The organism is Mesorhizobium sp. XAP4 (assembly GCF_029269325.1).
GTDB lineage: Bacteria > Pseudomonadota > Alphaproteobacteria > Rhizobiales > Rhizobiaceae > Mesorhizobium > Mesorhizobium ciceri.
The window spans coordinates 469,930-490,025 of record NZ_JARIXW010000002.1; the positions used below are offsets into that span (position 1 = coordinate 469,930).

Genomic DNA, 20,096 nt, shown 5'->3' on the forward strand with positions numbered 1-20,096 from the left:
AGCGGCCAAAACGGCCCGGGATTGACGTTTTGCAGGCTCCGGCGCATATGACCGCGCTCTTGGGCATGGGGGGTGTCGATGACTGCGACGATGGGGACGTCAGCCTCATTCAGGCTGTCGACGGAGATGTTTCCGGAGCGGGATCGCGTCGAGATCACGCGTGAGGTTTACGGCCGCACGGTTCTGAGGGTGGACCTCGATCCGCTGGCGCCGGCGCAGATCGACATGCGGGTGCGCGCGTTGCCAGGCCTCGGCATCGCCACCGGCAGCTCATCGGAATTCCGGGTGCATCGCACGTCGTCGCTGATCGACAATGACGACTTCGTTCTTCTGGCGGCCCTCGACGGGGGCAGTGTGATGAAGCATCGCGGCCGCGAGGAGGCGGTCGGCAACGGCCAGGCGCTGATGATGAGCGGTGAAGAGGTTGGCCTCAACCTGATCGGCGCCGGCGGGTTTCGCTTCGTCAATCTGAGTTTTTCGCGCAAGCAGCTTTCGCCTCTGATCGGCGATCCGGCCGCGGTTCTTATGCGGCCCTTGCCGACCCAAAGCGGGGCGATGCGGCTGTTGCTCGACTATATCAGCTCGATCCAGGAGGTCGGAGACGAGTTGACTGCGGAGGCCTGCCACCTTGTGGCGGCGCATGTCTTCGACCTTGCCGCACTCGCCATGGGCGCGACCAGGGATGCGGCCCAGATCGCACGCGGCCGCGGCGTCAGCGTTGCCCGCTTGCGCGCCATCAAGGCCGATATCGTCGCGCATGGTGGCCATGTCGACCTGTCGGCGCAGGACGTCGCCGCCCGCCACGGACTGTCGGCCCGCTACGTCCGCAAGCTGTTCGAGAGCGATGGCACATCCTTGATTGATTTCATGATGACCCAACGGCTGGCGCGCGCCCATCGCATGCTCGGCGATCCGCGCCATGCCGGACGCAGCATCACCGCGATCGCCTACGAGGCCGGCTTCAACGACCTTTCCTATTTCAACCGGGCGTTCCGTCGCCGCTATGACGCCACACCCTCGGACGTGCGGGCCGCGGCTTGCAAGCACTGACGCCCGGCTGCCGGCCAGCGGTCCTGTGCAGCGGCTGGACTCATTTGATCGCGTTTATTCGGCGGCCTTGGCCCCGGAATCGGCAAGCTTGTCGTCCCAGGTCACCGCCCGGTAGTCGAAACCATATTCCAGCGTCGGCTTGACGATGCGGAAATAGGGCGACAGGTCGAAATCGCGCGGCGTGTAGAGCGAATGGTGGCGGATGTGCAGGATTTCCTTGCGCGAATAGTTCGACTGCGCCGAGGCGCGGCCGGGCGCACGGGTGATCTCGGGCAGGATCGGATAGCGGATCTGGCCATAGGCCTCGGCAATCAGCGTCGAGCAGATCGCCCGTGTCGGATCGCCGGAACCGAAGGCCAGCATGCGGCGGCGCCAGCGCACCGGCACCGGCGGTGTCGGGAAGAAAAAACGCAGCATGTCGAAAATGTTCTTGAGGTCGTATTTCAGGCCGAGCTTGCCGATCATGAAGGCGACGACCTTGTCGCGATCCTCCGGCGCCAGCCCACTCGCCCGGCAGATACGGGTGTTGTAGGTGCGGTAGCGCGACAATGGAATGGCGACGCAGCCTTCGCCGATCGTGACCTCGATCAGGCGCGGCCGCTCCGAGCCGTCCGCCGGCGCGGGCAAGGCATCGCCGATATAGAAGGCCGCATGCGACCAGGTCGACTGGGTCAGGTACTTGATCGCCGCCGAGATCTTCTGGTTGCCCTCGATCAGCAGGATGTCGCCGGGCTCAAGCGTGCGACGCAGCGTTTCGGCATCGGAGGGGGTGTAGGGCTCGTATCCGGACGATTCTTCCTGCAGCCGGCCGGCAAGCCAGCGGCCAAGTCGATCCAGAAGCGTGTCGCCGGGCTCGGTCATACTCCATGGCGATTAGCATGGGCGGGTAATGAGGGCTAGCGCACGCCTTTCTTCCCCCCGTCAGGACCGAGAGGAAAAGCGCCAAGTCATCCTACGATGCCGCGGCCTCTTCCGGCGGCGCAGCCAGATCGTCGCGCGCCTTGCGGGCCAGTTTGCGTGTCGAGCGTTTGGGACTGTCGCCGAACAGCTCGGCCGCCGAGGCAAGGCAGCTCTTCTTCAGCTGCTTTTCCGACCGCTTCAAAAGCTTGGCCAGAAGTTTCGTGTCCTCGGGCGGCCCGAGCAGCCGGTCGTCGGCCTCGAGCAGGGCGCGCATCACCAGCACATCGTGCAGGTCGCCCAGCCGCTCGCCCAGTTCGTCGACCGCCTTGCGCCTTGCCTTGATCGGTGTCGGCCACAGCCTGCCGAGCAGCGACAGATGCATGCCGTGGGTCTTGGCCGCCTTGCGCAGATCGTGGAAATCATCGGCCGCTCCCCGCGATCCGGCCTTGTCGAGCGCCTTCCTGGCGCGGCGCAGCGTGACGCGGGCGCCTTCGGCAAGCACGTCGGCCGCCTGTTCCGGCTGGTCGGGCAAGGCCAGCGTGCCGATGCGGTGCAGGCCCTCCTCGCAGGCGGCGGTCGCAGCACCGATCGCCGCTTCGAGCCCTGTACCTTCATGCAATTCATGCTGGCGCGCGATCAGCCTGTCGCGAACCGCGCCCAGCCCATCGTCGGCGCTCTCCTTGGGAAAGCTTGCCGCCAGGCGGTCGATGGTCTCGATCAGCGCTGTCGCCTCGCGCGGGCCGGCAAGCAGGGCCGCCACGTTGCGGTAGCACTGGTTTTCTGTCTCACAGAATGTTTCGTCACCGGAACGAACAAGCCGCAGCAAGGCGCGAGCGCTCTTCAGCCGCTTGCGGCATTTGTGCAGCGCCTGTTCCGGCCGGCTCCGTGCGGCGTCAAGATGATGCAGCGCCTTGCCGATCTCCTCGGCAAGGATTCTCCTGACCTCGCCGGTCAGCGGCAGGCGCGGATCGATGCGAAAGCTCATGCGGCGATCTCCGGAATCCCACCAAGGGCGAGCGACGCGTTGTAGAATTTCTGCTCGCCGGTGACTTCACGGCCGAGCCAGTCGGGCAGCATTTCGTCCGGCACGTCCTCCGGCGTCTCAAGTTCGGCGACCACAAGTCCCGCAAGCGGTCCGCCAAAGACATCGACTTCATAGAGATAGCCACGGTGCCTAACATGGTGACGTGTCTTCTCGATGACACGTCCGATGGCGAAGTCCAGCATCTCCACCGCCTCCGACAGCGGGATCGGGTATTCGAATTCGTCGCGCTCGCGCGCTTTGCTGCCGAATTTGAGCGTCAGCCTGGCGGAAGTGCCGTCGCTGATGCGGATGCGCACTGTGCGCCCGGGGCCGGCAGCGAGATAGAACTGGAGAATGCGGATATTGGCCTCGGCCAACTCCCGCCATGCGGTGCTGGTGACCAGGAATTTTCGTTCGACTTCCTTGCCCATGGCCGCGCACTAAAGCGTTTGCCGCCGTCGATGGCAAGACAATGACGAACAGAAGTTGACTTTAATCAATCGATTGATTAAAGTGCACTTATGATCAAACTACCTGAGCCCAAAGTTCTTCGTCGCGAGCCCGCCGAGATGACGCGCGCGGCGCTTGTCCAGGCGGCACTGAAGCTGTTCGGACGGCAGGGCTTCGACGGCACCTCGACGCGCGAGATCGCCGCCGAGGCGCGAGCCAATATAGGCTCGATCGCCTATCATTTCGGCGGCAAGGAGGGTCTTCGCACGGCCGCCGCCGACTTTATCGTCGAGACCATCCAGACGGTCGCCGGCCCGGCGCTCGGCAATGCGCAGGCGCCCGCGCCGGTCGGTCCGAAGGCAGCGCAGGCGCAGCTCTTCGCGGCGCTGGAGCGAATGGTCGGCTTTGTCGTGGCCAGTCCGCAGGCCGGTGAGATCGTGCAGTTCATCCTGCGCGAACTTTCCCATCCAACGGCAGCCCTCGATCGTATCTATGACGGTGTCTTCGAGCCGAGCCATCGCCGGCTGTGCCAGCTGTGGGAACAGGCAACTGGCGAGCCCGCCGAAAGCGAGGCCACAAGGCTCACCGTGTTCACGCTAATCGGCCAGGTCATCTATTTCCGCATCGGCCGTGAGGCGGTGATGCGCCGCATGGGCTGGCCCGATATCGGCGCCGCGGAGGCCGCCAAGGTGGTGGCGGTCACATCGGGCAATCTCAAGGCCATATTGGCCGCCAGAAAAGGGGCAAAGACAAAGGGGCAAAGACCATGAGCTTTCTGTGTTCGCTGCCGCTCGCCGCGCAGCTCTTCTCGGCCTGTGCCCCGGCAGCACCGCTGGCCGTCGGCTATGTCGAAGGCGACTACGTGCTGCTGGCGCCGATCGAGGTGGCGCAGGTAGAGACCGTCACGGTCAAGCGCGGCGACCGTGTCATGCCCGGCACCACCGTTGTGACGCTGGAAAGCGCCGATGCAAAGATCGCTGTGGCGCAGGCGCAGGCAAGCCTTGCACAGGCGCAGGCACAACTCGCCGACCTGCAGATCGGCAAGCGGCCGGAAGAGATCGCCGTGCTGAAGGCCGAGGTCGATATGGCCAGCGCCCAGGCCGCCGACGCCAAGCGCAAATACGACCGCGCCGCCGATCTGTTCAAGCGCGGCGCCGGCACGCAAGCGGATTTCGACACCGCGTCGGCCACGCTCGAAACGGCCAATGCGCAGGTCGGCCAGGCCAAATCCAATCTCGCCGTCGGCGGCCTGCCGGCGCGCCCCGAGACGATCAAGGCCGCCGACAATCAGGTCAAGCAGGCGCAGGCCGCGTTGGAGCAGGCGCAGTGGCGGCTGTCGAAACGGGTGCTGGCCGCCCCTTCGCCCGGCCGCGTCAACGACGTCATCCGCAATCCGGGCGATACATCAGGTCCGACCGCGCCTGTGATTTCGATCCTGCCCGACGGCGCGGTCAAGCTCAGCGTCTATATCCCGGAGAGCGCCTTCTCCTCGGTCAAGGTCGGCACCTTGCTCGGCGTCCATTGCGACGGCTGCGGCCCGGATGTGAAGGCGCGCGTCAGCTACGTCTCGCCAGATCCCGAGTTCACCCCGCCGGTGATCTATTCGCTCGAGAACCGGCAGAAGCTGGTCTACCTGGTCGAGGCGCGGCCGGAGGGCGATGCCGGCCCGCTGCAGCCCGGCCAGATCGTCGATGTCGATCTGGCGGACAGCGCAAGATGAACGCCATCGACGTCCACGGCCTGGTCAAGCGCTTTGGCGACAAGACCGTCGTCGACCATGTGACGATGTCGGTTGCCGACGGCGAGATCGTCGGCTTTCTCGGCCCCAACGGTTCGGGCAAGACGACCACCATCCGCATCATGTGCGGCCTGCTGACCCCGGACGAGGGCGAAGGCACGGTGCTCGGCTTCAACATCCGCACCGACAGCCTGCGCATCAAGCGCGAAGTCGGCTACATGACGCAGAAATTCTCGTTCTACGAGGATCTGACGATCGGCGAGAATCTCGAATTCGTCGCGCGGCTCTACCGGCTGAAGCCGGTCGAGGAGCATGTCGCGAGCACGTTGGAGGACCTCGGCCTGACGTCGCGCCGCAACCAGCTGGCCGGCACCTTGTCGGGCGGCTGGAAGCAGCGGCTGGCGCTGGCCGCCTGCATCATGCACAAGCCGAAATTGCTGCTGCTCGACGAGCCTACGGCCGGTGTCGACCCGAAGGCGAGGCGCGAGTTCTGGGACGAGATCCATCGCCTCGCCAGCGGCGGGCTGACCGTGCTGGTCTCCACCCACTATATGGACGAAGCCGAGCGCTGCCACCGCATCAGCTACATCTCCTATGGCAAGATGCTGGCCACCGGCACTGTCGCCGAAGTGGTGAAAAATGCCGGGCTGACCACCTTCGTCCTGCAGGGTCCGCGCCTCGATCAGGTCGCCGAAGCGCTTCAGGGCCGCCCCGGCGTCGATCAGGTGGCGCCGTTCGGCGCGACGCTGCATGTCGTCGGCTCCGACAAGAAGAAGCTCGAAGCCGCGCTTGCCGATGTCGAGAGAGAGCACAAGGGCGTGAAAGTTTCGCCCGGCGAAACCAGCCTCGAGGACGTCTTCATCCAGTTCATGTCCGGCTCGAAGGACAACATGGCATGAACAGCGTCTTTTCCTTCGCCCGGCTTGGCGCCTTGCTGATCAAGGAATTCATCCAGATGCGGCGCGACCGCATCACCTTCGCCATGATGCTCGGCGTGCCGCTGATACAATTGGTGCTTTTCGGCTACGCCATCAACAACGACCCGAAAAGCCTGCCGGCAGCACTCGTGGCGACGAGCAACGATCCCTATACGCGCGCCATTGTCGCGGCGCTGCAGACCACCGGTTACTATCGTTTCGACCATGTCGCGCAAAGTGCCGCCGAGGCCGAGTTCCTGATATCGCGCGGCGACGTTGCCTTCGTCGTCACCATCCCGGCCGATTTCGCCAGGAGGGTGGAGAGCGGCAACAGCCCGCAGATACTCATCGAGGCCGACGCCACCGACCCGGCGGTGGCAAGCGGCGCCATCTCGACGCTCGGCACAGTCGCCAGCCAGGCGCTGCTGAGGGCGCAAGGCACGCAGGAAGCCGCCGCCGAGGCCGCCAAGGGTCAGCTCGATGTCGTCGTACACCGGCGCTACAATCCCGAAGGCATCTCGCAATACAACATCGTGCCCGGCCTGCTGGGCGTCATCCTGCAGATGACCATGGTGATGATGACCTCGATCGCGCTGACACGCGAGACCGAGCGCGGAACGATGGAGAACCTGCTGGCGATGCCGTCCAGCCCGCTCGAGATCATGATGGGCAAGGTGCTGCCCTATCTGGCGGTCGGCGGCGTGCAGGTGGTGGTGGTGCTGGCGGCGGCGAAACTTCTGTTCGCCATCCCCTTCACCGGATCGATGTCGCTGCTCCTGACCGCCGTGCTGATCTTCGTGCTGGCGCTGGTGCTGCTCGGCTACACGATTTCGACCATCGCCCGCACGCAGATGCAGGCGCTCCAACTCACCTTCTTCTTCTTCCTGCCGTCGATCATGCTGTCCGGCTTCATGTTCCCGTATCGCGGCATGCCGGACTGGGCACAAATCTTCGGCGAGATCTTCCCGCTGACGCATTTCCTGCGCATCACCCGCGCGGTGATGCTGAAGGGCGCCGAACTGCCGGCGGTGGCCGGCGAGATCGGTTGGCTGGTGGTGTTCGTGGCTTTGTTTGCCGGCGTAGCATTGGTGCGATTCCGGCGGACGCTGGATTAGACGCCGCGCTCGTGGAGGGCGATTATATATGTGAACTGGCGCGCAAGATTGAGACCACCGATTCCGAAGAGCCCTTGAACGCAGCAACTAAGAAGGCGGTCAAGGCGCCTCCCGTGCCTGAAAAGAGGTCCAAGCCCATCAAAATAATTGCACCGGAACGGTGACGAAACGATTGCAAAAGCGGTCGAATACGGCCAAGATTCGCTTGTTAAAAAAAGACCCCGCCGAAGCGGGGCTTGGAGTTGAAGTCTCTTACTAATTACACCGTCGGGTAGGACCGACAATGCTCTCGGACGAATTCCAATCGTCCGAACCGTACACGCCAGTAAAATACGACGTGTACAGCCTTCGGCCATGAACATGCTACCATGTTCTTGTCCTCCGCCGGGATAACCCCCGGTTGACCAGGTACGCAGGATCGCGCCCCGCCGGTTATCAGGGCGGGTCCTGTGGCCGGTCTGGAGTAGGCCAAACCAAACATTAGGTGATTCGTAGGTGCCCGACGACCCTAAGGCGTCGCCGTACCCGGTTTTCACAGGCAAACACGGCACAAACGGGGCTAAGGAAACACATGCGCGTGCTTTAGCGGGCCAATCCCCCTACGGCTGGCTGGGTAGCGCCTAGGACTTCGATTCCTTTTTTATGATGTCGAGCATTCCGTGCCGCCAATAAAGCAGCGCTCCGGAGGCTATCCAAAGAGCGATACCGATATAGAGGCAAATGGGCTGCACTACGCCGACCATAGCTTGGGCTGCCGCTGGGATTTGCGCCGCCATCTCCGTGTCTTTGTAGACATCGAGACCAAAGGCGAAAAACGCCGATCCAATCCCAAACGTTCCGGAGATAGCCAGGTTCGCAAGCCCTAGCTGCTTCAGTTCGCTATCGGTGACGGTGTAGCACCTCATTTCGCGAGACCCCATGACAAGCCGGATCGGCTCTGCGGGTCTTTCTGTGTAAGTTGTCGTCTGAGTAATTTGCACCTCATTTTCCATCGGACGGGTCCTTTGGTATGACACCGGACGCGATGGCACTGAAGGTGAGCATGTGACTGCAATTGTTGCAGACGACCATGAATTGCGGATAATTCGGACCGCCCATGATGATGCTCCCGCCATAGTGAATCTGAGGGGTCAAAATATGCTCGACAATGGCAAACGAAGAATGCTTGCATGCCGGGCACACCATGTTCGGAGCTTTTCTGTTTAGCCAGTCTATCGCCTTCTTTTGCTCTTCTGGCGACATCTTTCCTTCGGTATCCGGCATATGCTTCCTTACACAATGAAATCTGTGCGCGACTCACATCACCGGCCTCCGGCCTAGCCTAGGGTCTGTCAACTATCTAATCCCCTCGTGGCGTCGTCGTCCCAAGGCGAAGCGGGTGTCCGCTGGCTTCCCTCGAGCCTCACCCGAGGCTGCCGGCGAAGCGCTCGGCAAAGTGTTCGCGTCGGAAAGCGTCGACGACGAAATCGATGAAGACGCGGGTTTTCCCGGGCAGCAGCCTGCGGCTGGCGAAGTAGATCGAGAGCGCGCCGGCATCGGCATACCAGCGGGGCAGCACCCGGACGAGGTTACCATTTTCAAGATGCTGCAGTGCGTCCGGCACCGCGATCATGGTGACACCAAGCCCCAGCAGGGCGGCTTGCCGCATGGCGGCCGGATCGTTGACGACAATGGTCTCGCGCGGTGAGCCCGCCATCTCATTGCCTGCGGCATCCCGCATCGTCCAGTGACGGATGCGGCCGGTACTGAGCGAGCGCATGAGAATGCCATCGAAGGCGGCAAGGCCGGAAGGATCGGTCGGAGGCGTCTGCGCTGCCATATAGGCGGGCGAGGCGACGGCGATGACGTGGACCGGCGCCAGCGACCGCGATACGACGCCCGGCGAGAGGTCGAAGCCACCGCCGATTGCCGCATCATAGCCCTCGGCCACGAGGTCCACCGGTCGGTTCTCGAAATGCCATTCCGGGCGGATGAGCGGATAGCGCATGAGAAATGCCGGCAGCAGAGGCAGGCAATAGGCGATGCCAAACGTCGGCGACAGGCTGAGCTTGAGCACGCCGGCTGGTTCGCTGCCGCCACTGGACGTTGCCGCAATGGCGTCCTGCAGCGCTTCGAGATTGCCGCCAATGTCGTGCAGAAAACGCTCGCCGGCTTCGGTCAGCGCGAGTTTGCGCGTCGAGCGATGGAACAGGCGCAGGCCGAGATTGCGCTCCAGCATGGCAACGTTGCGGCTGACGGCGGCAGGTGTCAGCCCGAGCAGCCGCGCGGCGGCGGAAAAGCCGCCGGCTTCCGCACTGCGAACGAAGGATTCGAGGTTGGCGAGCGTCTCCATCGTTCTCCGTAACGAACAATCTTCAACTGATGTTTGAGAATAAGACAAGCAAATACCGGCTAATCCTAGGCCAATAAAAGGGCGATATCCACTCCACACGAATCAACGGAGTGAAGATCATGAACAGCATCGGCATCATCGGCGCCGGCAATATCGGCCAGGCATTCGCCCGAACGCTGGCCAGGAACGGCATCGAGGCCACCATCGCCAACAGCCGCGGCCCGGAGACACTGGCGGAACTCGTTACGTCAATCGGCCCCTCGATCAAGGCCGGCACGCTGCAAGAGGCGGCGGCCAAGGACATTGTGCTTGTCGCGGTCAACTGGTCGAAGCTTCCGGGAGCACTTGCCGGCCTGCCCGACTGGAACGGGCGCATCGTCATCGACGCCAACAACTCGATCGAGGCGCCGCTGTTCAGGCCGGTCGATCTCGGCGGCCGTTTCTCAAGTGAGGTGTTTACCGATCTCGTGCCTGGCGCCAGGGTGGTGAAGGCGTTCAACCATTTGCTGGCACAGCTGTTGGCCGACGACCCGGCGGCGGAAGGCGGCAAGCGCGTGCTGTTCTATTCGGGTGACGACGCGCAGGCCAAGGCTGAAATCGGCGCGCTGATCGGCAGGCTTGGCTTCCATGGCATAGATCTCGGACCCCTGGCGCTCGGCGCTCGCCTCGTCCAATTTCCGGGCGGTCCGTTGCCGGTCCTCAATCTCGTTCGCTTCGAATAATGCACCCAGGCTGGCGTCCTCTTGCTGGCGACCAGCCCGTCGTCTAGCCGTTCAGCGAAGCTGGGCCGCTGACGAACGGGCTCTTTCTGACATGGAATCGCAGCAGGCGGTCCGCATCTTTCGAAATACCGATCCTGACGCTTTCCCCTATTTCGTCGGGTTCATGATCATCGCGTGCCAGCCATAGCGGGCCTTTGCGGCAGAGATCGAGCCCGTCGAGCGAACGATCGATCCGCAACGCCTGGGCCAGCCTTCCCGGTTCTCGCGCAAGGTCGCGCAAGCGCTCGATGCCGCGATTGAGCCGCATGAGCGCGATGCCTTCGAGCGGTTCGAGTGCCCTGATGAGCACGCCGGTTCCGACCCCCGGCATCTCGCTCGAGACGTTGAGCATGTAGGAGATGCCGTAGGCGAGATAGACATAAGCGTGCCCAGCCTCGAGAAACAACGAACGGTTGCGCGGCGTCTGGCCCCGGTAGCCGTGCCCGGCGGCATCGCCGGTCACATAGGCCTCGGTCTCGACGATGCGGCCGCTGGCGATGCCTTCGGGCAGTTCGCGCACCACGATCTTGCCGATGAGAGTGCGGGCAAGGGATGCCGTATCGTCGGGCAGCTCAGAACGCGTGAGCGGGCGGTAGATGACCATGTTCAGCCCGGCGACGACTTGGAGGCGGGCGAGGAGTGATCCAAGGCGAAACCTGCCTCAGATCCATGTCGGACCCTTTGGACATCCCGTCTCAAGCCGCCGCCATGATCCCGGCATAAGTGCCGAAATCGACATTGCCGCCGGACAGCACCACGGCAACGCATTTGCCGGACAGTTCGATCTCGCCCGACGACAGCGCCGCCAACGCCACGCAGCCGCCGGGCTCGACCACCAGCTTGAGATAGGCCATGGCGTCGCGCATCGCCTGTGCCGTCGCCTTGTCGGAAACGGCGATGCCGCCTGCCAGGTTCCTGCGGTTGATCTCGAAGGTGATCAGGCCGGGCTCCGCGGTCAGGATCGCGTCGCAGATCGACGCGTGGCCGGGTTCGTTCGACACCCTGGCGCCGGCGGCCAGCGACCGGCGGGTGTCGTCGAAATGCTCGGGCTCCACCGCCCAGACCGCAGTGTTGGGCGAGGCGTCCTTGACGGCAACCGAAATGCCGCTGGTCAGGCCGCCGCCGCCGCAGGGAATGACGACCGCGTCGAGGTCGACGCCAAGCGCTTTTGCCTGGCGCATCAATTCGAGGCCGATCGTGCCTTGGCCCGCAATGATGGCCGGGTCGTCGAAGGGTGGCACCAGCACCATGCCTCTTTCCACGTAAGGGCGAACCACGCTCATGCGGTCGTCGCGAAAGCGGTCGAACGGCACCACCTCCGCCCCCATCTTGCGGACGTTAGCGATCTTCATCGCCGGCGCGTCTGAAGGCATGGCGATGACCGCCTTGACGCCGAACATCGCGGCCGAAGCGGCGACACCCTGCGCATGATTGCCCGACGAGAAGGCGACGACGCCCTGGCTGCGTTCTTCGTCGCTCAGCGACGACAGCTTGTTGTAGGCACCACGGAACTTGAACGAGCCGGTACGCTGCAGCGTCTCCGGCTTGAACAGGATGCGGCCGCCGAAGCGCTTGTTCAGCTCCTGCGATTCGATCAACGGGGTTTCGACGATCAGGCCGGCGAGACGCGCGGCGGCGGCGTGGATGTCGGCGATGCCGGGAGGGGTGGTGGCGGTCATGTGAGGTCCAGTGGACAGGGGTCTTTCCATGATGCCCGCAAAGGGAGGCGGCGCACCATGGGAAAAATGTGACCGTTACAAGGTTTAGCGAGGCGGTCGCCAACGCCTCGGCTGCACGCCCCCCTCTGGCCTGCCGGACATCTCCCCATGGGTGAGGAGATCGGCTGAGTATCCGCTTTCGCCAATTTCCAACGTTGAAGAAGGGGCACACCTAATGAAGCTGCCAATCTCCCCCTCGTGGGGGAGATGTCCGGTAGGACAGAGGGGGGCGCCGTCCCGCCGCCGTCCCACGAGTTCACCCCAACAGCGTCCTCTGCCTCTTGCTCCCGCCCAGCTTGCGCCAGTTGTTGAAGCGGTGGCTGGCGGCGGCAAAGGATATCTTCATCTGCTGGGCGACCGAATAGCGCGACTTGCCCTCGTCGAACATGCGGTAGCAGCACTCGACGCCTTCCTCGGTCAGTTTGCCGTCCGGCGCCTTGTTGTGCGGATTGGCGGGGTCGAATTTCTCGACCTGCTGCTCGACCAGGCCTTTCAGGCGCTGCAGATCGGCCTCGATGCTGGCGATGAGATCGAGAACGGGCTTTGGGTCATAGGGATGCGGAGGCTGTTTTGCCGTCATCTGCGGGTTCCTTGTTCTGGCTGGGTTGAATTATATAGGTGAACATTCACTGATAATGAAGGGGTCGGCCCGGCATGCGAGCTTCAACAATTCTTGACCGCGACCCAAGCGCGCAATTGACCGGAGGCACCTTGAGCCCTAGTTTAGAACTATTCTAAACTAGGGTGAATTCCTCATGCTTTCCCGTGTTTTCGGCTTCGGCCGCCGCCCCTTCGAATCGCTTTCCGAACAGGAGATCCTGGCGCTGGCCATTTCGTCCGAGGAGGATGACGGTCGCATCTATCGGGCCTATGCCGACGGCCTGACGGAAAACTTCCCGCAATCGGCAAAAGTGTTCGAGGAGATGGCCGAGGAAGAGGATGGCCATCGCGATTCGCTGATCGAGCTTTTCCGCAAGCGTTTCGGCGAGCGCATTCCGCTGATCCGGCGCGAACATGTGAAGGGCTATTACGAGCGCAAGCCCGACTGGCTGGTCCGGCCGCTCGGCATCGAGCACGTGCGCAGCCAGGCCGAGGCGATGGAGCGGCAAGCCTACCTTTTCTATGTCGAGGCTGCCAAGCGCACGGCGGATGCCTCGACGCGAAAACTGCTCGACGATCTGGCGGTGGCCGAACTGGGCCATGAGACACTGGCGCAGCGGCTGGAGCAGAAACATGTGCCGGGCGAAGTGAAGGACGAAGAGACCGCCGCCGAGCAGCGCCAGTTCATCCTCACCTATGTGCAACCAGGGCTGGCCGGGCTGATGGACGGATCGGTGTCCACACTGGCGCCGATCTTTGCTGCCGCCTTTGCCACGCATGACACCTGGCAGACGCTGCTGGTCGGGCTTGCCGCCTCGATCGGCGCCGGCATTTCGATGGGCTTCACCGAAGTCGCTTCAGACGACGGCAAGCTGTCGGGCCGCGGCTCGCCGCTCAAGCGCGGTCTGACCGTCGGCATCATGACGACGCTAGGCGGTCTCGGGCATGCACTCCCCTATCTCATTCCGCATTTCTGGACGGCGACCGGGGTTGCCGCGGTGGTGGTGTTCTTCGAATTGTGGGCGATCGCTTTTGTCCAGAACCGCTACATGCAGACGCCCTTCCTGCGCGCCGCCTTCCAGGTGGTGCTGGGCGGCGCCCTGGTGTTCGCGGCCGGCGTGCTGATCGGGAATGCGTGAGTAGCCTCACTCACCCATTCACCGCCCGACTGTCGGCCGGCGCCTCGTCCCTTTCCGTCAGCCCATAGTCCCTCACGACATGGGCGATGCGCAATCGGTAGCCGGCAAAGATGCCGCCGCGACCGGCCTTCTGCGCCTGCCGGTGTTCCTCGGTGTTGCGCCAGTCCTTCACGGCTTCCTCATCTCGCCAGAACGACAGCGACAGGATGCGGTTCGGATCGGCCAGGCTCTGAAAACGCTCGATGGAGAGAAAGCCGTCAATGCCGTCGAGCAGCGGACGCAGGTCCGCGGCGATGCTCAGATAGGCATCGCGCCGGCCCTCCGCCGGTTCGACCTCGAAGATGACGGCAATCACGGCAGCACCAGTTTCGCGTGCGGGCCTGAGGCCAGTTTCAGGAACATGCGATCCTCCTTCAGGATGAATCTCTCGCGTTTGGCGAACTCGTAGTTTGCCTTGCCGGCGGGATCGGCGGCAAGCCGGGCGCGATAGGCTTCGTAGGCGGCCAGGCTTTCGATGTTATAGGCCGCATAGGCGGTCGTCGCCGAGCCCTCATGCGGCGCGTAATAGCCGATCAGATCGGCGCCGCAGCGCGGAATGGCCTGGCCCCAGTTGCGCGCATACTCCTCGAAGGCCGCCTTGCCGAACGGGTCGATCTCGTAGCGGATGAAGCAGGTGATGGTCATTGTGGTCTCCTCGGGGCTGCGTCGATAGTTTGAACGACATCGAAACGTCGTGCCGACTGGTCTGCTAGGGCTGCCAGAAGGACTTCGCGCATTCGCGGCGCACGTCTTGCCGCGTCAGGCCAAGGTCGCGCAGCTGATGGTCGTCGATCTCGGCAAGGTCGAGACGCTGCAGATGGCGGTCATACCAGCGGGCCAGCAGCCGCGAACGCAACCAGCTGACGAACGGGAAGAACCGACGGCTGTGGAGCGGGGCTGAGGGGAAAGCGGTTCGTGCGGCCATCGTCGTCTCCTTGATCTCACCGGAGAATAGTGATTATCTGACAAGAACGCTTCGATGAGGAACGAACTATGCGCGAAGGACCCGACATCGCCCGCATCGCCAGCCTGGTCGGCGACCCGGCACGGGCAAACATGCTAAATGCCCTGATGGGCGGCACGGCGCTGACGGCAAGCGAGCTGGCGCTCGAGGCCGGCGTCTCGCTGCCGACCGCCAGCTCGCACCTGGGCAAACTGATGGAAGGTGGGCTGCTCACGGTGGCGAGCCAGGGCCGGCATCGCTATTACGGCCTCGCCGGACCGCAGGTGGCGGGCATGATCGAAGCCATCACAGGCGTCGCGGAAGCCGTCGGTCCAAAGCGTGTGCGGCCGGGTCCGCGCGATGCAGCGATGCGCGTGGCGCGCGTCTGCTACGATCACCTCGCCGGCGAGCAGGCAGTGGCGATGCTCGACCGGCTCGTCGCCAAGAACGTACTGGTCCGCGACGAACAAGAGATCAGGCTCGGGCCATCGGCGGCTTCGCATTTCGCCGCGATCGGCATCGACGTCTACACCAAGCCGCGCCGGCCGGTATGCCGCGCCTGCCTCGACTGGAGCGTGCGCCGTTCGCACCTCGCCGGCACGCTGGGCGCCGCCATCCTCGACAAGATCCTTGCCGAGAAATGGGCGCGCCGCGAGAAGGACAGCCGCGCGGTGATTTTCTCGCTGCCGGGCAAGCAGGCTTTCGAGAAGGTGTTTCTGAGCTGAGGAGCCGACGCTGATTTCGTCACGCTGGCAGGCCAGAGGGGGCGCGAAGGATCGCTGCGCTGGCAAATTGCGCGAACTACCCCCGCTTCAACGCCTTCCCCTGCTTGAAAAATTCCCTCCACGGATCGGCTTTCGCCAGCTGCTTCAGCGTCGTCTTGTCGCCGATCGGGAAAGCGTTCGGCGGCAAGCCGGCCTCGATCTCTGGCCAGGTCACCGGCATCGACACGGTGGCGCCTTTCTTGGCGCGCGAGGAATAGGGCGCGACCGTCGTCGAGCCCCTGCCGTTGCGCAGATAGTCGACGAAGATCTTTCCCGTGCGCGCTTTTTTCGACAGCGTCGCCGTGTAGCGATCGGGGGCACCCTGCTCCAACGCGCGGGCAAAGTCATGGGCGAAGCCCTTCACCGCATCCCAATCCGCCGCCGGTTTCAGCGGCACCAGCACGTGATAGCCCTTGCCGCCCGAGGTCTTGACGAAATTCGGCAGCGACAGCTCGTCGAGCTTGCCCCGGATATCGAGTGCCGCCTCGCGGACCGCCTTCACATCGACACCTTCATCCGGATCGAGATCGAAGATGATCTGGTCGGGCTTCTCGATCTCATCGATCGTGCACCCCCAGATGTGGATCTCGACCACGCCATACTGGACCAGTGCGGCAACACCATCGAAATCCCGGATGAACAGGATTTCCTCGCCGTCGGTCGGGTCCTTCATGCGCGCGATCTTGTCGCTCATGCCAGCCGAGGCATGCTTCTGGAAGAAACGCTGGCCGCCGACACCGTCCGGCGCCCGCACCAGGCTGAGCGGCCGGTTGACCACGAACTGTTCCATGCGCGGCCAAACCTGTGCGTAATGGTCGAGCAGGCCCTGCTTGGATATGTTTTCGTCCGGCCACAGCAGCTTGTCGGGATGCGAGAGTTTGACCGTGGTCGTCATCGACCCGGCGGCTTTGCCGCCTGATGCCGGCTTGGCCGTGCTCTTGCCTGTCGATGGCTTGCCTGTCGCCGCTTTGGGCTTTTCCTGCACGACTTCCTCCGCCGGCTTGTCCTCGCGCAACCCCTGGAACGAGGCGTGGCGTATTATACGGTCCGAGGTCCAGCTGCGAAACTCCACTTCGCCGACAAGTTCAGGCTTGACCCAGACCAGGCCCTTGCCCTTCGGCACGGCGGTGGAGAAGGGCGATGATTTTGCCGTCAACGCATCGAGTTTTGCCTTCAGCTCATTGGCGCCCTTGCCCGAAAAACCAGTGCCGACGCGGCCGGCATAATGCAGCTTGCCGCCCTCGTGGAAGCCGACCAGGATCGAGCGCAGTCCGCGCCCGGTCTTGTCCGACGGCAGGTAGCCGCCGATGACGAATTCCTGCCGCGCCGTGCATTTCGATTTGACCCAGGTCGGGCCGCGGCCGCTGCGGTAGGGTGCATCGGCACGCTTGGAGACGACGCCTTCCAGGCCCATGCGGCAGGCATGCTCCAGCATGATCTTGCCGGGTTCGGCGAAATGGTCGCTGAAGCGGACCGCCGCATTGTCGGACTGTTCGCCGAGCAGTTCCTGCAAGGCCTGCTTACGCTCGACCAGCGGCTCGCGCCGAAGATCCTGCCCATCGAGCCGCATCAGGTCGAACACGTAATAGATGAAGCGATTGGTCCGCTTCGCCGACAGATCCTGCTGCAGCAGCGCGAATGACGAAACACCGCTGTCGGCCAACACCACCACCTCGCCATCGAGGATGGCGTCGCTGCACTTCAGCCCGGCCAACTCCGCGACGATCTCGCCGCCGAATTTCTTCGTCCAGTCGAGGCCGGTGCGGGTCAGCAGCCGCACATCGGTGCCGGCGATCTGCGCCTGCATGCGATAGCCGTCGAACTTCACTTCATGCAGCCAGTCCTTGCCCGGCGGCGCATCGCGCTCGAGCGTGGCCAGCTGCGGCTCGATGAAGTCGAGTCGTTTGCCGGGTTTCGTCTTGGCGGCGGCCGGCTTGTTGGAATGCCAGACTTTCGGCTTCTCGCCCTTCGCGGTCTTGCCCTCGCCGACCTCTTCGATGGTCAGGCCCGATTTCACCGATTCAGGCGCTTCCTTGAGGATGTCCTCGCCGGGACGCGCTGCGGCATCGTCCGACTTGATCAGCAGCCAGTTGTCGCGCTTTTCACCCGCACGCGGCTTCAGCCGCACCAGATGCCATGCCCCATGCAGCTTGTGTCCCCTGAGCTCGAAGCTGATATGGCCCTTTTTCATCGCCTTGGCCGGGTCGATCTCGGGAATCCAGGTGCCCTCGTCCCAAACGATAACCGAACCGCCGCCATATTCGCCCTTGGGAATGGTGCCTTCGAACGGCGCATAGTCGATCGGGTGATCCTCGACATGGACAGCCAGTCGCTTCTCATGCGGGTCGAGGCTCGGGCCGCGCGTCACCGCCCAACTCCACAGCACGCCATCATGCTCGAGCCGCAAGTCGTAATGCAACCGCGTCGCGGCATGCTTGTGGATGACGAAGATGCCGCCCGCGCCGCCCTGCTTGGTCCGGGCGACCTTGCCGGCCGGTTCGGCGGTTTTCTTGAAATCGCGCTTGGAATGATATTGTTCGAGGCTGGCCATTCGTTGGGGTTCCTCACGCCGATTTGCGTTTGGGCGCGCTGGCTTTCGACTTGGCGCGTTTGGCCGCTGGCTTGGCCTTCGCCGACGAAGATGTTTTCGATGACCCGGAGTCCGACAGGCTCTTCTTCAGCGCGTCGAACAGATTGACGACATTGGAAGGTTTGGGCGCCGCCTTAGCCTTCGGCGCCTTGTGGCCGGCCTTCTTGGCGCGGATCAGCTCCAGCAGCGCGTCCTCGTATTTGTCGTCGAATTTCGAGGGATCGAACTTCGTCTTCTTCTTGTCGATGATCAACTCGGCCAGATCGGTCATCTCCTGATCGGTCTTCACGGGCTCGATGTCGCCGAAGACGGTGTCCGGTTGACGTACCGTGTTGTCGTAGCGCAGCGTCGTCAGCACCATGCCCTTGCCGAGCGGTTCGATCACCACCGGCCGTTCGCGTCGGTAGAGCACGATACGCGCCAGCCCGGCCATCTTCTTGCCCGCCATCGCATCGCGAATGACGGCGAACGCCTCTTCCGACACCTTGTCGGCGGGCGCCACATAGTAGGGCGTGTCGAGATAGATCTGCTGGATCGAAGCTTTGTCGACGAAACCGTCGAGCGCCATCGTGTGCGAGGATTCGATCTGCACCGCCTCGATCTCGTCTTCCTCGATATGGATGAAATTGCCATCGTCGAGTTCATAACCCTTGATCTCGTCATCCTCCTCCAACGGCTTGCCGGTTTCGGCATCGACATAGAGGCGCTTCACCGTGTTGCCGGTCTTGCGGTTGAGAATGCGAAACGAGACCCGCTCCGTATGGGTGACGACATTGGTCAGTTCGACGGCACAGGTGACCAGCGAAAGCTTCAGATAGCCTCTCCAGGCCGGACGCGGCGCCATGATATCTTCCCTTCAGAACCAGATGAAGGTGAGAACGGACAGATCGCGCTCCAGTTCCGCGCTCCCGCGCCGATCTGGATGCCAAGGGGCCGCCTGGTTGGTTCTGGCCGCCAGCACGGAAATTTCGCGGGCTCGGCAAAAGTTGAAACAGAACCGCGCGCAGGCGACATTCAAACGAAACATATGTGATGCAAAAGTCACATTGGCCGGAATGCCAACCAACTGCACGGAAAGACCCCGAATCAGCCGCATTCCAGCCACGAAGCAAGGCATTTTCGACCAGATATTAACATCACGTTCACCGACTATTCACGCCTCGACGCTATGATGACCGCAATTCGGAAGGGACATCCGAAAATCGGGACAGGGACAAGGTAATGAACTTCCTCGCGCACCTCATCGGCTATGCCGCCGCCATCCGCGAATTCGTCGCGCCGACCTACCGGCCCGAACGCTATTACATGCGCGGCCCCGGCCCGGCCTGCGCCCGTCGCGGCAACTCGCTGGGCGCGCACTGATCATGGCTTTCGAAAATCGCCACAACAGCCGGATCTGCAGGCCGGCCGCCTCCACCCGCGCCACCACCTATCGCGCCGAGCGTCCCGCTCTCGCCGACAGGCGCCGTGCGACATCGCCACGGCTTTGATACCATCGCTGGCCGGCTTAGTGTCATAGGACACGAGCAGCCGAGGCCAGCGTGACGGACCATCCTCAACCAGTTCGACCCCAGTCAACTCGTCCTTTCGAAACAGTTCTCGACTCACGCCATCCATTGATCGTTTTCGATGGCGTCTGCGTGCTCTGCTCCGGTTTCGTGCGCATGGTGGTCAGGCTCGACCGCCAAGGCCGTTTCCGCTTCGCCACCGCGCAGTCGCCCTTCGGTGAAGCGCTGTTCCGGAAGCATGGACTGCGCACCGACTCTTACGAAACCAATCTCGTCCTGATCGACGGCGTCGCCTTCACGCGGCTGGACAGTTTTGTCGCCGTCATGGCGGAACTCGGCTGGCCTTGGCGGGCGGCCAAGGCACTGTTGCTGTTGCCGCGCCCGCTGCGTGGTTGGCTCTATGATCGCATCGCCAGGAACCGCTACGCCCTGTTCGGCAGGAAGGACGCTTGCGACATTCCTTCTCCGGAGCTGCGCGAGCGGTTCCTTGGCTGAGGGTGTGGCTATG

The 20,096-nt window shown here is 63.3% G+C and carries 25 protein-coding genes; 10 read left to right on the forward strand and 15 right to left on the reverse strand.

What is annotated here, in order from left to right:
- Window positions 1-78: 78 nt before the first annotated feature.
- Window positions 79-1,050: an AraC family transcriptional regulator gene (locus tag P3C39_RS11175; RefSeq protein WP_027161231.1), complete on the forward strand. Its 972-nt coding sequence runs from the start codon at window positions 79-81 to the stop codon at window positions 1,048-1,050.
- A 54-nt stretch (window positions 1,051-1,104) separates the two neighbouring features.
- Here the strand turns inward: P3C39_RS11175 and P3C39_RS11180 are convergent, their stop codons facing one another.
- The 3 genes from P3C39_RS11180 to P3C39_RS11190 form a co-directional block, all read right to left on the reverse strand.
- Window positions 1,105-1,911 (reverse strand): YiiX/YebB-like N1pC/P60 family cysteine hydrolase, encoded by an 807-nt coding sequence (locus tag P3C39_RS11180; RefSeq protein WP_275953353.1) that lies wholly within the window; start codon window positions 1,909-1,911, stop codon window positions 1,105-1,107.
- Between the two features lie 91 nt (window positions 1,912-2,002).
- Window positions 2,003-2,935, reverse strand: coding sequence for a CHAD domain-containing protein (locus P3C39_RS11185; RefSeq protein WP_275953352.1), 933 nt, complete (start codon window positions 2,933-2,935; stop codon window positions 2,003-2,005).
- Complete coding sequence (locus P3C39_RS11190; RefSeq protein WP_275953351.1) at window positions 2,932-3,405, reverse strand: CYTH domain-containing protein; 474 nt, start codon at window positions 3,403-3,405, stop codon at window positions 2,932-2,934. Before P3C39_RS11190 ends, P3C39_RS11185 begins: the two co-directional genes overlap by 4 nt.
- Window positions 3,406-3,495: 90 nt before the next feature.
- Here P3C39_RS11190 and P3C39_RS11195 point away from each other — a divergent pair, with 90 nt between their 5' ends.
- Genes P3C39_RS11195 through P3C39_RS11210 form a run of 4 tightly spaced genes read left to right on the forward strand, consistent with a single transcriptional unit; the run spans window position 3,496 to window position 7,194 of the window.
- Window positions 3,496-4,194, forward strand: a complete 699-nt coding sequence (locus P3C39_RS11195) for a CerR family C-terminal domain-containing protein (protein WP_275953350.1) — start codon at window positions 3,496-3,498, stop codon at window positions 4,192-4,194.
- Complete coding sequence (locus P3C39_RS11200; protein ID WP_013528657.1) at window positions 4,191-5,144, forward strand: HlyD family efflux transporter periplasmic adaptor subunit; 954 nt, start codon at window positions 4,191-4,193, stop codon at window positions 5,142-5,144. The genes P3C39_RS11195 and P3C39_RS11200 overlap by 4 nt, the downstream gene beginning before the upstream one ends.
- On the forward strand, window positions 5,141-6,061 hold the full coding sequence (locus P3C39_RS11205; protein WP_275953349.1) for an ABC transporter ATP-binding protein: 921 nt from the start codon (window positions 5,141-5,143) through the stop codon (window positions 6,059-6,061). The genes P3C39_RS11200 and P3C39_RS11205 overlap by 4 nt, the downstream gene beginning before the upstream one ends.
- Window positions 6,058-7,194 carry an ABC transporter permease gene (locus P3C39_RS11210; protein WP_064992708.1) on the forward strand — a complete coding sequence of 379 codons (1,137 nt, stop codon included), beginning with the start codon at window positions 6,058-6,060 and terminating at the stop codon, window positions 7,192-7,194. The genes P3C39_RS11205 and P3C39_RS11210 overlap by 4 nt, the downstream gene beginning before the upstream one ends.
- 620 nt (window positions 7,195-7,814) lie before the next feature.
- On the opposite strand, the gene P3C39_RS11215 is transcribed toward P3C39_RS11210, so the two are convergent.
- The 3 genes from P3C39_RS11215 to P3C39_RS11225 form a co-directional block, all read right to left on the reverse strand.
- Window positions 7,815-8,186, reverse strand: coding sequence for a hypothetical protein (locus tag P3C39_RS11215; RefSeq protein ID WP_063173458.1), 372 nt, complete (start codon window positions 8,184-8,186; stop codon window positions 7,815-7,817).
- Entirely contained in the window at window positions 8,176-8,457 is a 282-nt protein-coding gene (locus tag P3C39_RS11220; protein ID WP_063173459.1) for a hypothetical protein, read from the reverse strand. Before P3C39_RS11220 ends, P3C39_RS11215 begins: the two co-directional genes overlap by 11 nt.
- A 139-nt stretch (window positions 8,458-8,596) precedes the next feature.
- The gene (locus P3C39_RS11225; protein ID WP_027161224.1) at window positions 8,597-9,526 is read right to left on the reverse strand and encodes a LysR family transcriptional regulator; all 930 of its coding nucleotides are present in this window, start codon (window positions 9,524-9,526) and stop codon (window positions 8,597-8,599) included.
- 119 nt (window positions 9,527-9,645) lie between these two features.
- Between P3C39_RS11225 and P3C39_RS11230 the strand changes: the two genes are divergently transcribed.
- A complete protein-coding gene (locus P3C39_RS11230; RefSeq protein ID WP_027161223.1) occupies window positions 9,646-10,248 on the forward strand; it encodes an NAD(P)-binding domain-containing protein in 603 nt (200 codons plus the stop codon).
- A 43-nt stretch (window positions 10,249-10,291) separates the two neighbouring features.
- Here P3C39_RS11230 and P3C39_RS11235 read toward each other — a convergent pair whose 3' ends face one another.
- The 3 genes from P3C39_RS11235 to P3C39_RS11245 all read right to left on the reverse strand — a co-directional run bounded on the left by P3C39_RS11235 (window position 10,292) and on the right by P3C39_RS11245 (window position 12,585).
- Window positions 10,292-10,891, reverse strand: a complete 600-nt coding sequence (locus P3C39_RS11235) for a DNA-3-methyladenine glycosylase (protein ID WP_275953348.1) — start codon at window positions 10,889-10,891, stop codon at window positions 10,292-10,294.
- 91 nt (window positions 10,892-10,982) lie between these two features.
- On the reverse strand, window positions 10,983-11,966 hold the full coding sequence (locus P3C39_RS11240) for a threonine/serine dehydratase (RefSeq protein WP_027161221.1): 984 nt from the start codon (window positions 11,964-11,966) through the stop codon (window positions 10,983-10,985).
- A 295-nt stretch (window positions 11,967-12,261) separates the two neighbouring features.
- Entirely contained in the window at window positions 12,262-12,585 is a 324-nt protein-coding gene (locus P3C39_RS11245; protein WP_024502197.1) for a hypothetical protein, read from the reverse strand.
- Between the two features lie 175 nt (window positions 12,586-12,760).
- On the opposite strand from P3C39_RS11245, the gene mbfA reads away from it, so the two are divergent.
- Entirely contained in the window at window positions 12,761-13,744 is a 984-nt protein-coding gene (mbfA, locus tag P3C39_RS11250; protein ID WP_013528652.1) for an iron exporter MbfA, read from the forward strand.
- A gap of 10 nt (window positions 13,745-13,754) precedes the next feature.
- Here mbfA and P3C39_RS11255 read toward each other — a convergent pair whose 3' ends face one another.
- The 3 genes from P3C39_RS11255 to P3C39_RS11265 all read right to left on the reverse strand — a co-directional run bounded on the left by P3C39_RS11255 (window position 13,755) and on the right by P3C39_RS11265 (window position 14,708).
- A complete protein-coding gene (locus P3C39_RS11255) occupies window positions 13,755-14,099 on the reverse strand; it encodes an antibiotic biosynthesis monooxygenase (RefSeq protein WP_013528651.1) in 345 nt (114 codons plus the stop codon).
- Complete coding sequence (locus P3C39_RS11260) at window positions 14,096-14,428, reverse strand: NIPSNAP family protein (RefSeq protein WP_013528650.1); 333 nt, start codon at window positions 14,426-14,428, stop codon at window positions 14,096-14,098. The genes P3C39_RS11255 and P3C39_RS11260 overlap by 4 nt, the downstream gene beginning before the upstream one ends.
- A 64-nt stretch (window positions 14,429-14,492) precedes the next feature.
- Window positions 14,493-14,708, reverse strand: coding sequence for a DUF1127 domain-containing protein (locus tag P3C39_RS11265; protein ID WP_063169647.1), 216 nt, complete (start codon window positions 14,706-14,708; stop codon window positions 14,493-14,495).
- A 68-nt stretch (window positions 14,709-14,776) separates the two neighbouring features.
- On the opposite strand from P3C39_RS11265, the gene P3C39_RS11270 reads away from it, so the two are divergent.
- Window positions 14,777-15,451, forward strand: a complete 675-nt coding sequence (locus P3C39_RS11270; RefSeq protein WP_013528648.1) for a winged helix-turn-helix domain-containing protein — start codon at window positions 14,777-14,779, stop codon at window positions 15,449-15,451.
- Window positions 15,452-15,527: 76 nt separating this feature from the next.
- Here the strand turns inward: P3C39_RS11270 and ligD are convergent, their stop codons facing one another.
- From ligD to P3C39_RS11285, 3 genes are read right to left on the reverse strand one after another with little or no spacing between them, the layout of a single operon-like run.
- On the reverse strand, window positions 15,528-18,041 hold the full coding sequence (gene ligD / locus P3C39_RS11275; RefSeq protein WP_275953347.1) for a DNA ligase D: 2,514 nt from the start codon (window positions 18,039-18,041) through the stop codon (window positions 15,528-15,530).
- A 13-nt stretch (window positions 18,042-18,054) separates the two neighbouring features.
- Window positions 18,055-18,924, reverse strand: a complete 870-nt coding sequence (locus P3C39_RS11280) for a Ku protein (protein WP_064992710.1) — start codon at window positions 18,922-18,924, stop codon at window positions 18,055-18,057.
- A 12-nt stretch (window positions 18,925-18,936) separates the two neighbouring features.
- Window positions 18,937-19,152: a hypothetical protein gene (locus P3C39_RS11285; protein ID WP_127218916.1), complete on the reverse strand. Its 216-nt coding sequence runs from the start codon at window positions 19,150-19,152 to the stop codon at window positions 18,937-18,939.
- Between the two features lie 149 nt (window positions 19,153-19,301).
- On the opposite strand from P3C39_RS11285, the gene P3C39_RS11290 reads away from it, so the two are divergent.
- Window positions 19,302-19,442 carry a hypothetical protein gene (locus tag P3C39_RS11290; RefSeq protein WP_013528645.1) on the forward strand — a complete coding sequence of 47 codons (141 nt, stop codon included), beginning with the start codon at window positions 19,302-19,304 and terminating at the stop codon, window positions 19,440-19,442.
- A 254-nt stretch (window positions 19,443-19,696) separates the two neighbouring features.
- On the forward strand, window positions 19,697-20,083 hold the full coding sequence (locus P3C39_RS11295) for a DCC1-like thiol-disulfide oxidoreductase family protein (RefSeq protein WP_275953346.1): 387 nt from the start codon (window positions 19,697-19,699) through the stop codon (window positions 20,081-20,083).
- The last annotated feature ends 13 nt before the right edge of the window (window positions 20,084-20,096 follow it).

Bases quoted from the DNA above. Each gene is read 5' to 3' on its own strand.
- P3C39_RS11175 (WP_027161231.1), top strand. From the start codon at position 79: ATGACTGCGACGATGGGGACGTCAGCCTCATTCAGGCTGTCGACGGAG.
- P3C39_RS11180 (WP_275953353.1), bottom strand. From the start codon at position 1,911: ATGACCGAGCCCGGCGACACGCTTCTGGATCGACTTGGCCGCTGGCTT.
- P3C39_RS11185 (WP_275953352.1), bottom strand. From the start codon at position 2,935: ATGAGCTTTCGCATCGATCCGCGCCTGCCGCTGACCGGCGAGGTCAGG.
- P3C39_RS11190 (WP_275953351.1), bottom strand. From the start codon at position 3,405: ATGGGCAAGGAAGTCGAACGAAAATTCCTGGTCACCAGCACCGCATGG.
- P3C39_RS11195 (WP_275953350.1), top strand. From the start codon at position 3,496: ATGATCAAACTACCTGAGCCCAAAGTTCTTCGTCGCGAGCCCGCCGAG.
- P3C39_RS11200 (WP_013528657.1), top strand. From the start codon at position 4,191: ATGAGCTTTCTGTGTTCGCTGCCGCTCGCCGCGCAGCTCTTCTCGGCC.
- P3C39_RS11205 (WP_275953349.1), top strand. From the start codon at position 5,141: ATGAACGCCATCGACGTCCACGGCCTGGTCAAGCGCTTTGGCGACAAG.
- P3C39_RS11210 (WP_064992708.1), top strand. From the start codon at position 6,058: ATGAACAGCGTCTTTTCCTTCGCCCGGCTTGGCGCCTTGCTGATCAAG.
- P3C39_RS11215 (WP_063173458.1), bottom strand. From the start codon at position 8,186: ATGGAAAATGAGGTGCAAATTACTCAGACGACAACTTACACAGAAAGA.
- P3C39_RS11220 (WP_063173459.1), bottom strand. From the start codon at position 8,457: ATGCCGGATACCGAAGGAAAGATGTCGCCAGAAGAGCAAAAGAAGGCG.
- P3C39_RS11225 (WP_027161224.1), bottom strand. From the start codon at position 9,526: ATGGAGACGCTCGCCAACCTCGAATCCTTCGTTCGCAGTGCGGAAGCC.
- P3C39_RS11230 (WP_027161223.1), top strand. From the start codon at position 9,646: ATGAACAGCATCGGCATCATCGGCGCCGGCAATATCGGCCAGGCATTC.
- P3C39_RS11235 (WP_275953348.1), bottom strand. From the start codon at position 10,891: ATGGTCATCTACCGCCCGCTCACGCGTTCTGAGCTGCCCGACGATACG.
- P3C39_RS11240 (WP_027161221.1), bottom strand. From the start codon at position 11,966: ATGACCGCCACCACCCCTCCCGGCATCGCCGACATCCACGCCGCCGCC.
- P3C39_RS11245 (WP_024502197.1), bottom strand. From the start codon at position 12,585: ATGACGGCAAAACAGCCTCCGCATCCCTATGACCCAAAGCCCGTTCTC.
- mbfA (WP_013528652.1), top strand. From the start codon at position 12,761: ATGCTTTCCCGTGTTTTCGGCTTCGGCCGCCGCCCCTTCGAATCGCTT.
- P3C39_RS11260 (WP_013528650.1), bottom strand. From the start codon at position 14,428: ATGACCATCACCTGCTTCATCCGCTACGAGATCGACCCGTTCGGCAAG.
- P3C39_RS11265 (WP_063169647.1), bottom strand. From the start codon at position 14,708: ATGGCCGCACGAACCGCTTTCCCCTCAGCCCCGCTCCACAGCCGTCGG.
- P3C39_RS11270 (WP_013528648.1), top strand. From the start codon at position 14,777: ATGCGCGAAGGACCCGACATCGCCCGCATCGCCAGCCTGGTCGGCGAC.
- ligD (WP_275953347.1), bottom strand. From the start codon at position 18,041: ATGGCCAGCCTCGAACAATATCATTCCAAGCGCGATTTCAAGAAAACC.
- P3C39_RS11280 (WP_064992710.1), bottom strand. From the start codon at position 18,924: ATGGCGCCGCGTCCGGCCTGGAGAGGCTATCTGAAGCTTTCGCTGGTC.
- P3C39_RS11290 (WP_013528645.1), top strand. From the start codon at position 19,302: ATGAACTTCCTCGCGCACCTCATCGGCTATGCCGCCGCCATCCGCGAA.